This window comes from Bartonella sp. TT121SHDZB (assembly GCF_042193415.1).
Lineage (GTDB): Bacteria > Pseudomonadota > Alphaproteobacteria > Rhizobiales > Rhizobiaceae > Bartonella.
In genome coordinates this window covers 45,746-61,139 of record NZ_JBHILR010000007.1, presented here as the reverse complement: position 1 = coordinate 61,139, position 15,394 = coordinate 45,746, and the positions used below count along the sequence as shown (strand labels likewise).

The window sequence follows — 15,394 nt, the reverse complement described above, 5'->3', positions numbered from 1 at the left end:
ATAGTGTCGGCGAACTCCTTCAAAAAGCAGAAACATTTTTATTTACACAAGTGTATAATAACTTCAATTTAATAATAATCATGATCACTGTACAACTTTAATTCATCACGCTCTTTATCTCCTTTATTCAATTCATCACATAAAAAGAGAATTGATAAGATTAAACAGAGAATGACCATTGCAACAGAAAGATAAAAAAGTCCTTATTATTATATATAATAGCGCAATTTAATTTATGATAAGTGGTTTTTTCAATCCAAGTGCAATTTTCTTATTAAGATGAAAAGCATCATTGTAAATGAACCTATGCCTGTTGCCAAAGCTGGAAAATATGTTCACCTTTTGAAGCCATAATGAACAAACATGCAACATGGATAAGAAAATGCCGCGATTATTAAGACTATTATAGCCATTTAATATCCTTCGAGAAAGTTTTGCCCATTCAATATCATTTATAAATTTCTCTTGGTTGCATCATGTCATATATCGTTCTTAGCTCTATGCAAAAACGTGCTATTTGTTTAGTATTTTCACTATGACCAGCGCTCATACTAGACACAAGGTCAATAATTTGTGTTGTTGGGCTGATGCCATTTCCGCTTGAAGAATTAAGAAATTTTTTCGCGTAATCAATCATGGGGTCGGTAGAATTCATAGACATATTATAGGCCCAGATAAAATCGCTTTCTCTCCAATTATAGTCATAACGCAAACTGCTTATGACATTGGGTAGCATTGCCCATGACATCTCCTCATTATAATCACCACGTAATAAATTAACAAAGCGTCCACATAAAACAATAAGTATGTGTCGATGCCATATAATATCAAATTTGGACGCTATATTCTGATAACCACGGCTATAGACGAAATTTCTTGCTTGTTCCTGCTTTTGAAAATGTTCAAAAGCCTCGTATTTTTCACTTATATATTCTTCGTAAAGTTTATTATACTGCTCTAAACTATCTACACGCGTACATCCCAACAATACAAATACAGAAAAAAGAGTTATAAATGTTATAATAGGGGTTATAAATAACGATTTCATCGCTTTACCTTTTAATGGCCACAATTTGAAGAATCTAACATATTCCTATTAAGTATATCAATATGTATTTATTTCTTTTGGTTTGTTTGTATCAAATTGTACTCAATAGTATTGCTGTACTTGGTTTTATGATCTCTCAAAGAAGAAGGGATCATTCAAAATCCGTACAAATAGGTTTTCTTTACTATCTGGATTAAGAGTATTTTCTAACATCAGAAAATACAGAGCTAACGCCACAACCAAAGAGAAAATACCCAAAATGAAAGATGTAAGAAAATATCTCAACAAGATGACGCGTATTTTAAAGAAGGTAATGGTGAAATCCGCTAAATATACCAACAATAAAATCGATCATCAAAATATCAAAATCAGTCATGAGAAAAGCTCTTTTGAACAGGCTATAAATTGTCCAACTGTTTAAATTAGCTCTAATGAAATAAAGTGTTACCAGAAAGGAACCAATGAAAATGGGAAAACTGCTCCATAACCATTCCTTAATAAGCATATAATCCGGCACAATCTTTTTCTTTATTAGTTTCTCATCTTTCCAACAACTCTTAGCGTTCAAGAATATTCATGAGAAACCTTTTTACTTCTTTTTTAATGATTTTTACACCACGCCCACTTATAATGTACAAAAAACATAATTTTGATTGATTGAACAGACATAGATTTTAAATAAGAGTAACTGACACTATTCAGCTTTCTCATTCAACATGCAAAAACAACGATGTGCTTTAATAAATAAAAGCCTTGCCCCACTATGAAACCCTATAAAACACGTATCGTAATAAGTTAATATTTTCACTGAATTTTTTTGAGAGTTCCTTCTAAAAAAAATACCGCCAACAAGTAAATCAATAAATAAACAGCAAAAATATAAACGAGTGAGAAAAAGCCAAATATATTGACCATATACGCACTCATGTAAAAAAATACCAATAAGCTAAATCTCCCAACAGTTGACAAGAAAGATTCATATGTAGCCCTGAAATGATCACTAATACTATCATGCAAAACAACTTCTACACGAAGATATGTATACTTAATGAGATAAAAAATCATACAGACTAAAATGACAGCAATTTCTTTTCTTGGTTCAAAGAAAGCAATGGTAAAAATCAGTAAAGCCGAAAGAAACAACAATAAAATAAAATTCACTCTTTCACTTAGTTTTGTAAAGAGAAAACTAGCCAATAGCTGAGAGAGCAATATCAATGAAAATGTCACACCAAGATCAAAATAAGTGACATTAATATCATAATCTTTAAATATCCACTGCCAATACTGCGAGAATATATTGAAAAAAATCAATGAAAAATAAAAGCATAAAGAGATATAAGGAACTTTAATAAAAATAGATAACATCTCCTTAGCTTCACAAATGAGAGAATTCGCTTTATTTGATTTATTCTCCCCCTTCAAATCATCAAGAAAAAACAAACCAAATAGTGTTGTCATCAACATTAAAAACGCCGTGATATACCATATATATTGGCTAGAATAATCAGCAAAATATGCCCCGATTAAACTGAATATAAACATGCCGATGTAATTATATTGAGAGCTGGAACCAAGCACTTTTTTAGTGGATGTCACTTTTTCTTTTGCATATTGAACAAGTAAAGCATTATAAGCCCCAGCAATTAATGTTAGCGATAAGGCATTAAAAGTTTCTGCCAAAAGAAAACCATAAAAGCTTGTAGAAAATCCCATGAGAAAGAGCCATGTAGCAGCAAAAGCAGCTGCCAAAACGATCGATATTTTATAACTTTTTCGATCAGCAAAATATCCCAGAGGAATATCGGTAACCATCATAATAAAAGCCTGAAACGACTTAATGACACCTATATCAATAAGCGTTAAGCCTTTTTCAAGCATATAAAAGACAATAAAGGCGCCAGTTAAAATCCTTATACCATTAAATAAAAAGCCAAACGCTAATATACTTGTCATGCATTTCCCCAATAACGCCCAAAAAGGCCCCCGTATACATCATTTTATATCAATATAAAAGCTTACATTTTACGACAAATAGGGCTATAACCGCTATAAGGATTTCCAATCCTATCAATTTGATACCCCAAAAAATGCTGGGAAAATGCCTGAAAAATCAATAAACAATGTTCTTTCTATAATTTGACATTTGTCAAAATCCGCTAAATATTTCACTGTCTCAAGAGCAGCCAAAAAACCAGCAACAACATTTACGGATCTATCAAAGTATTCATATCGTTTTGCTTAATAGTCTTAACACACTCAAACTCATTAATATCCTTCATAAGCTTCTGATTCTAAAACAGGTATATCATCTGGTTTTACCTAAAATAATAAGCAACCAACAACAGTATTGACCATAGCTAAAGCAGCATACAACAGCACCCTCTTCACATTGAAGACAGCTTGTTTTTAAAAAACGACACACCATTTTTACTTCAACCTTATGCGACTTTTACCTCAACCTTGCCCAAAGCGAGTATGAATATAATCACTCAAAAGCGCTTCAAATTCTTCAGCAATGTGATCACCCCGCAAAATTTTTACCTTTTGTCCCTCAATAAAAACAGGTGCTGCAGGACTTTCCCCCACGCCAGGCAATGAAATTCCAATATCCGCATGTTTTGATTCTCCCGGTCCATTGACGATACATCCCATAACAGCAACCTTCAAACTTTCAACCCCAGGATATTTTTCACGCCAAACGAGCATATTTTTGTGTAAATCCGCTTCAATTTTTTGCGCCAATTGCTGAAATACTGTCGAGGTCGTGCGACCACATCCAGGACAAGCAGCAACAACAGGCAAAAATTGTCGAAACCCCATTACTTGCAAAAGTTCTTGTGCAACTTTGACTTCTCGTGTTCGATCACCACCAGGTTCAGGGGTTAATGAAATTCGTATCGTATCACCAATCCCTTGCTGTAATAAAATGCCCAAAGCCACCGAAGAAGCCACAACCCCTTTTGTTCCCATACCTGCTTCTGTCAAACCCAAATGGAGTGCATAATCACAACGCTCTGCCAAGGTGGTATAGACAGCAATAAGATCTTGGACATCACTCACTTTAGCAGAAAGAATAATTTTATCACGCCCCAACCCTAACTCTTCTGCTAAAGTAGCCGAAAGCAAAGCCGACTGCACAACAGTTTCCCGCATCACTTCAGCCACAGATAAGGGTTTTTCTTGCTGTGCATTTTCATCCATAAGCCGTGTTAACAACGCATTATCAAGAGAACCCCAATTCACACCAATGCGAATAGGTTTATGATACCGACAAGCAATCTCTATAATTTCTGCAAATTGGCGATCTTTTTTTGCACCAAAACCAACATTTCCAGGATTGATGCGATATTTTTCAAGCGCTTCAGCACATGCAGAATGCTCTGACAAAAGCTTATGACCAATATAATGGAAATCCCCCACCAATGGGATAAAAAATCCTAATCTCTCCAATCGCTCCCGTATTTTGGGCACAGCGGCCGCTGCTTCATCGCGATCAACAGTAATCCGAACCAATTGTGAACCCGCTTGCCAAAGAGCAGCAATCTGCGCAACGGTTGCATCAACATCAGCTGTATCTGTATTGGTCATTGACTGTACAACAATCGGGCTCTCCCCCCCAACGATCACATCACCAACAGCAACACCAACAGACCGACGACGCTCCAATGGCTTAGATAAAGAATAGGTTGTACTCATCAAGTCCTCAAATTTTTAAAACTTGCGCTATCAATCATTATTTACATTGACTTCCTCCGCGCTTCAAAGGACGAAAATTACACCGCCCACCAATCTTAACAGATTGCTCTCAAAAGGTTCTACCTACTAACACTGATGCAATACAATTCATAAGTGGATTCATTCTATAGACGCACCGGATAAGTTCTACTACTTCTGTTCAAGTTTATACTTCTACACTTGGTTGATTCAAAAAGAAACTGAAACCAAACAGAGACAATACTGTATTTTTAAGTTGCATGCCGATACCTTACATCAACGTCACCACAAAACAGTGTTTACAACACAACAGATAACGCCTAACAAAGCACAATTTAAACAAACTGCATGAAAGACACCGCCTAATGTTGCGACAGCTCTTAGCTCTTGAGACGATTCATAAGAAGCATTTTTACTCCTTTCTTGTATAATTTCGCTCCACACACTCATCCTGCTTAGGATGTGCAAACCTGTGATTTTGATTGATTCAACATGGAACAGATTTAAAACAAAAGAATCTTACGATATTCGGAGGTTTAATTCAAATTGAGTAACGATAAATTATCATGATAAATCGATATTTATATAATTAAGCCCACATGTTTATTTATAATAATCTATCTTTTTAAAAATTTGAATGGCAAACGCAAATATCGTAGGATTCTCTCATTTTAAATAATCCCACTCCCCAGCACACCACAAGCGAACATTGAGATAAAAACTATAAATAAGGAATAAAGATTCTTTATAAACCGTAAACCGTTTCAAATGCCAAAAGCTCTTCCAACACTTTAAACAAGCAAAAAAATGCAAGCACCAGCTTACACCTTTAAAAACATAAGATGATAGTGCTCAATGGACCTTACATCATTGTGCAAAATTTTTCACCTTATATCCTTAACAAACACCATCATGAAATGAACTCGAGTACATTAAGCAATCCCTCATTAAACCCAAACTCTTAATTTTCATCTCACCCACAAGCTACACAATTAATGCAACCTTTCAATTTTCAAGCCGTTATAGCAAAAGCCCCAAACACAATTCCAACTATCATGCAACAATATAACACATGAAGGAGTCAACAGATGTATCTATTTTCAACCCATAGCAAAAATGCTAAAATAAAAAAACGTATTGCACTCTTAAAAAGAGAGCTGGTCCCCGTAAATCGTTGGAGTTCTCAAAATGATAGCTTTAAAAACATTTCTGAACTGTTTAACACATGGAAACAAAAGGTCCGTCACGCACTTTACCATCTCAACGAGCATGCTACAGAATTAAAGAAAAAAGCGAAAGAAAACCCTAAAAAAACCCTTGCATTGGCAGCAGGAGTCGTTTTAGCAAGTTTCTTACTGATACGTAAAAATTAACAACACAACAAACAACCTCCCCTTTTAATGCCCGATTCAAAGCGGGCATTTTTTATAGTTTACAAAACACAGCACTTTACGCCTTCCTCCTAACGTTATACCCTCCCCCCCCAAAAGGATAAGTTTTTACCCATCCCACCAGTCTATAATCGAGCTTTTTGTTTAAGCAGTCCCCTCCTCTGTCCACGTACGCGGTTCGTATCACCCACCACACCTCAATAACAGCGTTATAAAAAGCCACAAGCAAGCTTTCAAATTCATTCCCTCACTACTGAGTTATTTTAAAAAGAATAGAAGTGATTAAAGATGCATGCGCTTTAATATTCTAAGGAACATTATTTTACATCATGGCATAGAACAATAAGAATTTTAAGAACTTTACAAGATGTATCACAACAAACCAAAAGAAATCTTCCAATGTGAATACCCACTTGCTATAAGAAAATGACACAAAAATTAAACTGAAATAATCCAAAATTTCATCCTCCAGAATCGACTCGCTGCGAAGTATCTACATAGGTAACCACGGACATGCCAGGAATGAGTTTTTCAATCCCATCCTGCCCAGGATCTAAAGCAATCCGTACTGAAATACGTTGTGCAATTTTGATAAAATTACCAATTGCCGTATCCGTTTTTAACAATGAAAACTCTGAGCCTGTAGCAGGTGCAAAACGAACCACACGCCCTGTTAACTTTTTGTTGTTCAATGCATCAACAGAAAAAACAACCGGTTGTCCCACACGCATCTGAGAAAGCTGCGTTTCCTTATAATTAGCAATAATCCAAATATCATCAGAAATAACAGAGACCAATTGTGTACCCGGCATAACATATTGCCCTACCCGCGCTCCAACTAATCCAATATAACCTGTTTGAGGAGATAAAATCTTTGTATGATCGAGATTAAGTTTTGCCAACTCAACACTCACCTTTGCTCCCGCAATTTCTGACTGTAAACTTTGCCGTTCAAGATTTAATTGTTTTTGCAATTGGCGTTTTGTTTCGAGAGCTGTCAAGAGTTGTGAAAGAGGGCGAGAAACAGAACTTTCCGCATCACTAAAGCCTAACTTTTTACTATTTGGAACAACATTGGAAAATGCTCGTGAACGCGCCAATTCCACCTCTGTTGTATTAATTTCGCCCTGCAAAAGCTGTGCTTGTAATTCAATACTTGCCAGTTTTGCATTTTTTGAATCGAGAACAGCCTGTGCCCGTGCAAGCTGCTGCCGAAAAAGAGAATCATCGAGCTCAAAGAGCAGCATTCCCTTTTCAACGCGTTGATAATCTTGCACATAAATCCGTGCAATCACCCCAGAGATCTGTGAACTAACCAGAGTAACATTGCCCTTAATAGAAGCATTATCCGTTATTTGAATGTTACTCACAAAAGGAGGAAGTCTCCAAGCCCACAAAATCAGCAAAACACCTGTAATACCCGATAGGAATGCAACAATCGTAGCTTTTGACCGTAATGCTTTTATCATTTTCTGCACCCCTCTTTCTATGACATTACTCTACTTTTCTGATGCACGCAAAGAGTATGATTTAACAATCATTGCGACAAGAAAAATAACGAATACAACCATTGAAATATAAAAATAAAGCCTAAAAACGTCATCATAAGCAAAAATATTTGCTGTTAACTTAAATTTTTCTATCAACATAGAAGCACCCTGCTCACTTCCCAAGCCATTGGGAACAGAAACACCATAAGAAGGCGAAAATAAAGTACTCATCTCTCTAGAAATAAGCGGATCAGTAACAATAATATTTTGCGTTAAGGACTCAAAGTTCTTATGGGCAAAATAAAGCTGTAGGCTGCCAAAAAAAGCAGACCCCATCAATCCCCCAGTCACCTGCGTTAGCAAAAAAACAGCAATAAAACTTAAAACGTAACGCGGCCCTCGCTCACCAGCGATCACAAACCCTTTGAAAAGAGCAGGAGGCAAAAAAAGTGCATAACTAAAACTCACCAATCCTTGGCTCAACATCATATCTTGCGGACGCGTTAAATGGTTTACATGACTGTCTAAATAAGCTCCCAACGCTAAACAACCCAAAGATAACAAATAAAAATAATCCTCACGCCCTGCCCTTAAAAAAAAGACACAAACAGCCCCCCCTAACAGAATACCCAATACCACCGCAAGATACATGGGTGCCATCTCACGATTGAGCAAACCAAAAAGATTAAAAAAACCTACGGGTAAATTTGACCTCTCCAATAAAAAAACATGAAAAATTAATAAAATAAAAACAGATTGGACCATTTCTTTACTGAAAATCCAACGGAGATCAATCAACGGTTTTTCTCTATTAAGCTCAATAATAATAGCAATAGCCAACGAGAAAATAGCAAGTGCGAGCCCCCAACCAATCCATGGTGCTTCATACCACCAATACAATATGCCAACAGACATAATCACGGCATTTAATCCAAGTCCAAAAGCAATCAAACCATAGCTTATCCAATCTAACTTTTGAATAACCTTACTGCGAACAACAGGCGTTAGAGGCAAAGTATAGATACAAACCAAGCTGATAAGAACCAACCCCATTTCCAAAGCGGAAAGACTGGAAAAACCACCATTTTCCAGCAAATCAGGAGAAATCAAATGTGATAAAGGTGCCGCTAAAGCCGCATTCATATAATTCAAACTAAGACCAACAGTAAACTTCTTTGCTGGAGCAAAAGCCTCCATCATATAAAGCAGCGCAAGCGAAGCCAAAGGTGCGGCAGCAATCCCAGCAAAAAAGCGAATAATCAACGCAGAACGCAAATCCGTAACAAAGAGCTGCAACACGCAAACCAAAACGAAGCCAAGGATTGATAATTCAGCAAAAGCACGCAACCCAAATTGATAGCGGATTTTGATCAACATAATCGCTACACTCACATTTGGTGCCATATAGGCGGCTACCAACCACGTTGTCTCGGCCAAAGTTGCATGAAAATCACCCGTAAGATGGACAATGTTAGACTGAACAATATTAGCCCCTAAACCATAAGCCCATTGCAAAATAAGAGAAGCAAAAATATAAACAAAGCACTTTGGCAAAGGCCCAGCAAAAACACGACCAGGATGAGGGAAAGGTTTTCCACCCCTTTTAGCAGACATAACCGCACTCTTTTTTCGGCTCATGTCACTTTTTCCTGTATACTCTGCTACGCCTCTATCAACACAGCACCATCAGCTGACAACTGCTGGAAAAAAGCCTCTATTTTATGATTGTCCTCATCACTTGCTCCCCCCTCTAACGTCGCTTGAAGCTGCAAAATCTGCTGTTCTAATACATCAAAAGAAAGATGCTCTACAGCCACAACGTGCTCTACCAATAAAGAGCAGCCTGAAAAGGTAATATTTGCAACACCTCCGCAAACAGCAAATAATTGCTCACCCAAAGAGGTGCGAACACGAACACTGCCCAACACAATACTTGCCACCAATGGCGCATGATGCGCCATAACTGTTAAAGAACCTGAAGCTGAAGGAAGAACAACAGACGCGACCTGCTCTGAAAACACAATTTTTTCAGGCGATACAAGCTCAAATAAAAAATGCTCTTCTCTATTGTTTTCCACAAAAGTCTCCACAATACCCGATATCAGGACTCTCCGTTTTCTCCAACGACTCGTCCTTTTTAACGAAAAATACCCATGACAGTTTTCTCTTGAATAAGAAGCTTCTTACTAAGAAGCCTCTGCCATGAGACGCTTTCCTTTTTCAAGTGCTTCATCAATCGAACCAACCATATAAAAAGCAGCTTCTGGCAAATCATCATAATCGCCAGCACAAAGCCCCTTAAAGCCTTTGATTGTCTCTTCCAAAGGAACGAGTTTTCCAGGAGAACCAGTAAAGGCTTCCGCAACATGGAAAGGCTGCGAAAGGAAACGTTCAATTTTACGCGCCCGCCCCACCAGCAATTTGTCATCTTCAGAAAGTTCATCCATTCCAAGAATAGCAATAATATCCTGAAGCGCTCTATAACGTTGTAAAATGGTTTGCACTTGACAAGCCACCGTATAATGCTCTTCCCCCACAATCAATGGATCCAACATACGTGAGAAAGAGTCAAGCGGATCAACCGCCGGATAAATTCCCTTTTCAGCAATAGAGCGCGAAAGAACAGTTGTTGCATCCAAATGGGCAAAAGATGTTGCCGGCGCCGGATCCGTCAAATCATCTGCCGGAACATAAATTGCCTGAACGGAAGTAATAGAGCCTGTTTTTGTACTGGTAATACGTTCTTGCAAAGCCCCCATATCTGTTGCCAAAGTTGGCTGATAGCCCACAGCAGAAGGAATACGCCCTAAAAGAGCAGACACCTCAGCTCCTGCTTGCGTGAAACGGAAAATATTATCCACAAAGAACAGAACATCTTGTCCTTCATCACGGAAACTTTCTGCAATTGTCAATCCTGAAAGAGCCACACGCGCACGCGCTCCTGGTGGTTCATTCATTTGCCCGTAAACAAGGGCACACTTTGACCCTTCCGTTGAACCATTATTCTCTTTTGGATTCACATTCACGCGACTTTCGATCATTTCATAATAAAGATCATTTCCTTCACGCGTACGTTCTCCCACACCAGCAAATACAGAATAACCACCATGTGCCTTTGCAATATTGTTTATAAGTTCCATAATGAGAACGGTTTTTCCAACACCAGCACCACCAAACAAGCCAATTTTACCCCCTTTAGAATAAGGAGCTAACAAATCCACGACTTTAATACCAGTGACGAGAATTTCCGAAACAGTCGATTGCTCAACATATTCAGGCGCTTCTTGATGAATAGAACGCGTTTTGGTTGAAGCGATTGGTCCCACATTATCGACCGGCTCTCCAATCACATTCATAATACGTCCCAACGTTGCTTCTCCTACAGGAACGCTAATTTGTGTGCCTGTATCCACAACCTTTTGGCCCCGCATCAGACCATCAGTCGTATCCATAGCAATCGTACGCACAGTATTTTCACCCAAATGCTGCGCAACTTCCAAAACCAAGCGATTGCCTAAATTCTCTGTTTCCAAAGCGTTAAGAATATTTGGCAATGCGCCTTCAAATTGCACATCAACAACAGCACCAATAACCTGTTTGATCTCACCAACAGCGCCTTTTGCATGCTGTTCTTTTTTTGCGGATATATCTTTTTTTACAGGTGTATCTTTAGCGGCACTACGCGCAGGCGCAGACGCACTCTTTACATCCGCTTGAGATCTCGAAGCGGCTTTTTTCACGCTGGAACGAGCAGCTGGTTTCTTTTTTTCACCTTTTTCTATTCCTTTGCTTGAGGTTACTGCTTTTACCATCAATCCTTACCTTTTCCATTTAAAGCGCTTCAGCGCCTGCAATAATTTCGATCAATTCTGTCGTAATCTGTGCCTGACGCTGACGATTATAAGCCACCGTCAATTTATTAATCATTTCACCTGCATTGCGCGATGCATTGTCCATAGCTGTCATCTTTGCGCCCATTTCACCAGCAACATTTTCCAACAAAGCGCGAAAAATCTGCACCGAAAGATTGCGTGGCACAAGCGCCTCTAAAAGAGAAGCAGCATCAGGTTCATACTCATAAACAATTGATTGTGAATCTTTGCTCTGATCAGTTTGCTCCACAACATCTATTGCCTCAACAACTGTTTTTGGAGCAATCATTGGAATCAAGCCAAAAGCTGTAGGACGCTGATTAATTACGGAAACAAATTCAGAATAAAACAGCGTACAAACATCGAAAGCGCCTTCATTGAATAAATCGACAACCCGTTGACTAATCATTACTGCCTCTGCAAAACCAATTCGTTTTACAGCATGCAAATCGATGTGATCAATCATCAAACCTTTGTAATCACGCGATAAAATATCCGCACCTTTTTTGCCCACGGTAATAATTTTCACTATTTTACCGGCTGCCAATAGTGCTTTAATTTGTTCACGTGCGCGACGGGCAATTTGCACATTAAAAGCACCACACAAACCGCGCTCAGCAGTACACACCACCAAGAGATGCACATCATCTCGCCCCGTACCACGCATAAGAGCAGGCGCATCAACACCATCGACATCAGCAGCAACACTGGTCAAAATATCAGCCATCCTATTCGCATAAGGACGCGCAGACTGTGCCGCCTCTTGCGCACGGTGCAACCTTGCTGCTGCAACCATCTGCATAGCTTTGGTGATCTTTTGTGTTGCTTTAACCGAAGCGATACGGTCTCTAAGATCCTTTAGTGAAGCCATTCAAGCATTCCATTAATTCATCATGAAAAATTTTTCGCATAAGTGTTAAGAACCGTCATCAACTTATCTTTCAGCTCATCTGTTAACTGCTTTTGCTCAGCAATTGCCTTTAAGAGATCTTGATAATCACTCCGCAAAAGCACCAAAAGCCCCTGCTCAAACCGCGCAACATCAGAAACCGCTAGAGAATCAAGATAGCCATTCACACCCGCGAAAATAACCACCACCTGTTCTTCTGTTTTGAGTGGAGAAAATTGCGGTTGCTTTAAAAGCTCAGTCAAGCGCGCACCCCGATTCAACAGACGCTGGGTTGACGCATCCAAATCAGAACCAAACTGCGCAAAAGCTGCCATTTCACGATATTGCGCCAATTCACCCTTAATCGAGCCAGCAACTTGCTTCATCGCTTTAATTTGTGCAGCAGAACCAACACGCGATACAGAAAGACCAACATTTACAGCAGGACGAATTCCTTGATAAAACAAATTAGTTTCCAGAAAAATTTGCCCATCCGTAATCGAAATCACATTTGTAGGAATATAGGCAGAAACATCATTTGCTTGCGTTTCAATAACTGGCAAAGCTGTCAACGACCCAGATCCATTTTCCGCATTCAACTTCGCAGCCCGCTCTAAAAGACGCGAATGAAGATAGAAAACATCTCCCGGATAAGCCTCACGACCTGGCGGACGACGCAATAAAAGAGACATTTGACGATAAGCTACCGCTTGTTTTGACAAGTCATCATAACCGATCAAAGCATGTTGCCCATTATCACGGAAATATTCACCCATAGCACATCCGGCAAGAGGCGCAATAAATTGCAATGGCGCTGGATCAGAAGCGGTTGCCGCTACGATAATAGAATATTCCAGTGCGCCACGTTCTTCTAAAACTTTAACGAATTGTGCCACCGTCGAACGTTTTTGACCGATAGCCACATAAATACAATAAACTTTGTCTTGCTCTCGTCCCGCCCCTTTTTCATGAAAAGGTTTTTGGTTTAAGAATGTATCGAGCAAAATTGCTGTTTTTCCTGTCTGGCGATCACCAATCACCAATTCACGCTGTCCGCGTCCAATGGGGATGAGTGCATCAATTGCTTTTAATCCCGTTGACATTGGTTCATGGACAGACTGACGTGGAATAATCCCAGGCGCCTTAACATCAACACGACGACGCTCTGTTGCCTTAATAGGTCCCTTACCATCGATAGGATTTCCCAAAGCATCAACCACGCGCCCCAGCAAAGCGGGTCCCACAGGAACATCCACAATAGCGCCCAATCGCTTTACACAATCCCCTTCACGAATATCGCGATCTGAGCCAAAAATGACCACACCAACATTATCAACTTCCAAATTGAGAGCCATACCGCGCACATCATTTGGAAAAGCAACCATTTCCCCTGCTTGGACATTATCCAAACCATAAACGCGGGCGATACCATCCCCAACAGAGAGAACCCAACCAATTTCTGAAACCTCAGCCTTTTGGTCAAAGTTTTTGATTTGCTCTTTTAGAATTTTGGAAATTTCAGATGGTCTAATATCCATCAGCTGACCTCTTTTTTCAATGCAAGCTTAAGCGAAGACAATTTTGTTAGAAGAGACGTATCAATTTGAGACGCCCCCACACGAATGATTAATCCACCAAGAATTGTTGGATCCACAATGATATGTAGCAAGACTTTTCCTCCAATGACACCTTCCAAAGCCTCACACAACTCTTGTCTTTGTTGAGAACTTAAGGGGCGCGCAGAAACAATTTGTGCTGTAACTTGGCTACGAGCGCGTGCAACACAACGCTGAAAAGCATGTAAAATACCAAATACGGCACTAAGCCTACGGTTTGCTGCGACAACGCGTAAAAAATTACCAATAACCTGTCCTGCGTTTTTATCAGCAAATTTGATATTTTCACAAACAGACTGCATCACCTTCATTTGCTCTTTGACTGAAAAGAATGGACTGAGCACAAAGCGTTTTAAATCTTCATTTTGCTCCAAGACAAGCAAAAATTTTTCCACTGCCTTTTCAACCTTTTCAACGTTTTCCGCTTCTTGAACGCAATCAAAAAGCGCTTGCGCATAGCGTTGATCTACCAACGGCAGCGGTATGAGAGAAAATGAACCCGACACGAAATACCGCCTCTTTCCCTTGAGCGATTCTCTGATAGTTATCAGATGAAATGAAACAGACACTCCTAATTTTAAGAATCTTCTTCTTAAAACCTAGAACAAAAATCACTTGGTTTCTAGCATAGACATAACCGACTCGCAACACCACAAATCGCTGCTTTTTAAAAATTTTAAATAAAATATTCAAAATATTTTTGAAAAGGATTTTTTTAGATCCCTAGGATGGCATCAAGGTTTTTAAAATACCTCTTTTTGACATTCTCTGAGAGATTTTTTTTCGCTCTCTTTAATTTTCTTTAATTTTGCTTCCAATGCTCTTTCCTCCCCCCAAAAACGGTTCTTCCTTAACATTAAAGATCACCCACTTATCACCATAAGTGCTTTTGCGAAAAGTGACTGCGCATTACCTCAGGTTTTTGTTTATCGTGTTCTTTAATAAGGTTCCGTCCTTTACGAAAAACAGAGCGCCATTGGGTTGCAATCTCACGGACTTGTTTTAAAGAAACATTTCTTAATGCTCCCAAGCCTATTTCACGACGGCGCCTATGAATGATAGGATTATGAATGATATAATGGTCAATCCATTGAGTCCCCCATCTTTACGCTCCATAAAAACACAAGCCAGCGCACCATAACACACTTTACCAGCTCGTGGGGGCGCGTGCAGCAGGCCCTTGGAACTAGAGACGGTTCATAAGAGACATTTTTAGTCCTTTCTTATACAGTTTCACGCCTCACGTTCATCCCACTTGTTATGTACAAGGGAATGATTTTGATCAAAAGATTTGAAATGAGAGAATCTTACGATATTCGGGATTCTCATTAAACATACAAAATAATGAATTATCCTTATAAACAATGTTGC

Annotated in this window: 12 protein-coding genes; 1 reads left to right on the top strand and 11 read right to left on the bottom strand. The window is 39.1% G+C overall.

All coding sequences use genetic code 11. From position 1 onward, the window contains the following. Positions 1 to 448: 448 nt before the first annotated feature. The 4 genes from ACFIKI_RS05650 to ACFIKI_RS05635 all read right to left on the bottom strand — a co-directional run bounded on the left by ACFIKI_RS05650 (position 449) and on the right by ACFIKI_RS05635 (position 5,209). Positions 449 to 1,048 carry a hypothetical protein gene (locus ACFIKI_RS05650; RefSeq protein ID WP_375666229.1) on the bottom strand — a complete coding sequence of 200 codons (600 nt, stop codon included), beginning with the start codon at positions 1,046 to 1,048 and terminating at the stop codon, positions 449 to 451. Between the two features lie 804 nt (positions 1,049 to 1,852). Beyond that, positions 1,853 to 3,004 (bottom strand): MFS transporter, encoded by a 1,152-nt coding sequence (locus ACFIKI_RS05645; RefSeq protein ID WP_375666227.1) that lies wholly within the window; start codon positions 3,002 to 3,004, stop codon positions 1,853 to 1,855. A gap of 501 nt (positions 3,005 to 3,505) precedes the next feature. Beyond that, positions 3,506 to 4,747, bottom strand: coding sequence for a flavodoxin-dependent (E)-4-hydroxy-3-methylbut-2-enyl-diphosphate synthase (gene ispG, locus ACFIKI_RS05640; protein WP_375666226.1), 1,242 nt, complete (start codon positions 4,745 to 4,747; stop codon positions 3,506 to 3,508). 300 nt (positions 4,748 to 5,047) lie between these two features. Beyond that, the gene (locus tag ACFIKI_RS05635) at positions 5,048 to 5,209 is read right to left on the bottom strand and encodes a hypothetical protein (RefSeq protein WP_375666224.1); all 162 of its coding nucleotides are present in this window, start codon (positions 5,207 to 5,209) and stop codon (positions 5,048 to 5,050) included. A 644-nt stretch (positions 5,210 to 5,853) separates the two neighbouring features. On the opposite strand from ACFIKI_RS05635, the gene ACFIKI_RS05630 reads away from it, so the two are divergent. Next, a complete protein-coding gene (locus tag ACFIKI_RS05630) occupies positions 5,854 to 6,138 on the top strand; it encodes a hypothetical protein (RefSeq protein ID WP_375666222.1) in 285 nt (94 codons plus the stop codon). 479 nt (positions 6,139 to 6,617) lie between these two features. Here ACFIKI_RS05630 and ACFIKI_RS05625 read toward each other — a convergent pair whose 3' ends face one another. From ACFIKI_RS05625 to atpH, 7 genes are all read right to left on the bottom strand, one after another. Further along, positions 6,618 to 7,625 carry an HlyD family secretion protein gene (locus ACFIKI_RS05625; protein WP_375666221.1) on the bottom strand — a complete coding sequence of 336 codons (1,008 nt, stop codon included), beginning with the start codon at positions 7,623 to 7,625 and terminating at the stop codon, positions 6,618 to 6,620. A 30-nt stretch (positions 7,626 to 7,655) separates the two neighbouring features. Continuing rightward, positions 7,656 to 9,284, bottom strand: a complete 1,629-nt coding sequence (locus tag ACFIKI_RS05620) for an MFS transporter (protein WP_375666220.1) — start codon at positions 9,282 to 9,284, stop codon at positions 7,656 to 7,658. A 23-nt stretch (positions 9,285 to 9,307) separates the two neighbouring features. Next, positions 9,308 to 9,724, bottom strand: coding sequence for an ATP synthase F1 subunit epsilon (gene atpC, locus ACFIKI_RS05615; protein ID WP_375666219.1), 417 nt, complete (start codon positions 9,722 to 9,724; stop codon positions 9,308 to 9,310). A 108-nt stretch (positions 9,725 to 9,832) separates the two neighbouring features. Beyond that, positions 9,833 to 11,458 carry a F0F1 ATP synthase subunit beta gene (atpD, locus tag ACFIKI_RS05610; protein WP_375666217.1) on the bottom strand — a complete coding sequence of 542 codons (1,626 nt, stop codon included), beginning with the start codon at positions 11,456 to 11,458 and terminating at the stop codon, positions 9,833 to 9,835. A 19-nt stretch (positions 11,459 to 11,477) separates the two neighbouring features. After that, on the bottom strand, positions 11,478 to 12,389 hold the full coding sequence (locus ACFIKI_RS05605; protein WP_375666215.1) for a F0F1 ATP synthase subunit gamma: 912 nt from the start codon (positions 12,387 to 12,389) through the stop codon (positions 11,478 to 11,480). 20 nt (positions 12,390 to 12,409) lie between these two features. After that, on the bottom strand, positions 12,410 to 13,945 hold the full coding sequence (atpA, locus tag ACFIKI_RS05600; protein WP_375622533.1) for a F0F1 ATP synthase subunit alpha: 1,536 nt from the start codon (positions 13,943 to 13,945) through the stop codon (positions 12,410 to 12,412). After that, positions 13,945 to 14,529, bottom strand: coding sequence for an ATP synthase F1 subunit delta (atpH, locus tag ACFIKI_RS05595; protein ID WP_375666214.1), 585 nt, complete (start codon positions 14,527 to 14,529; stop codon positions 13,945 to 13,947). The genes atpA and atpH overlap by 1 nt, the downstream gene beginning before the upstream one ends. Between the last annotated feature and the right edge of the window lie 865 nt (positions 14,530 to 15,394).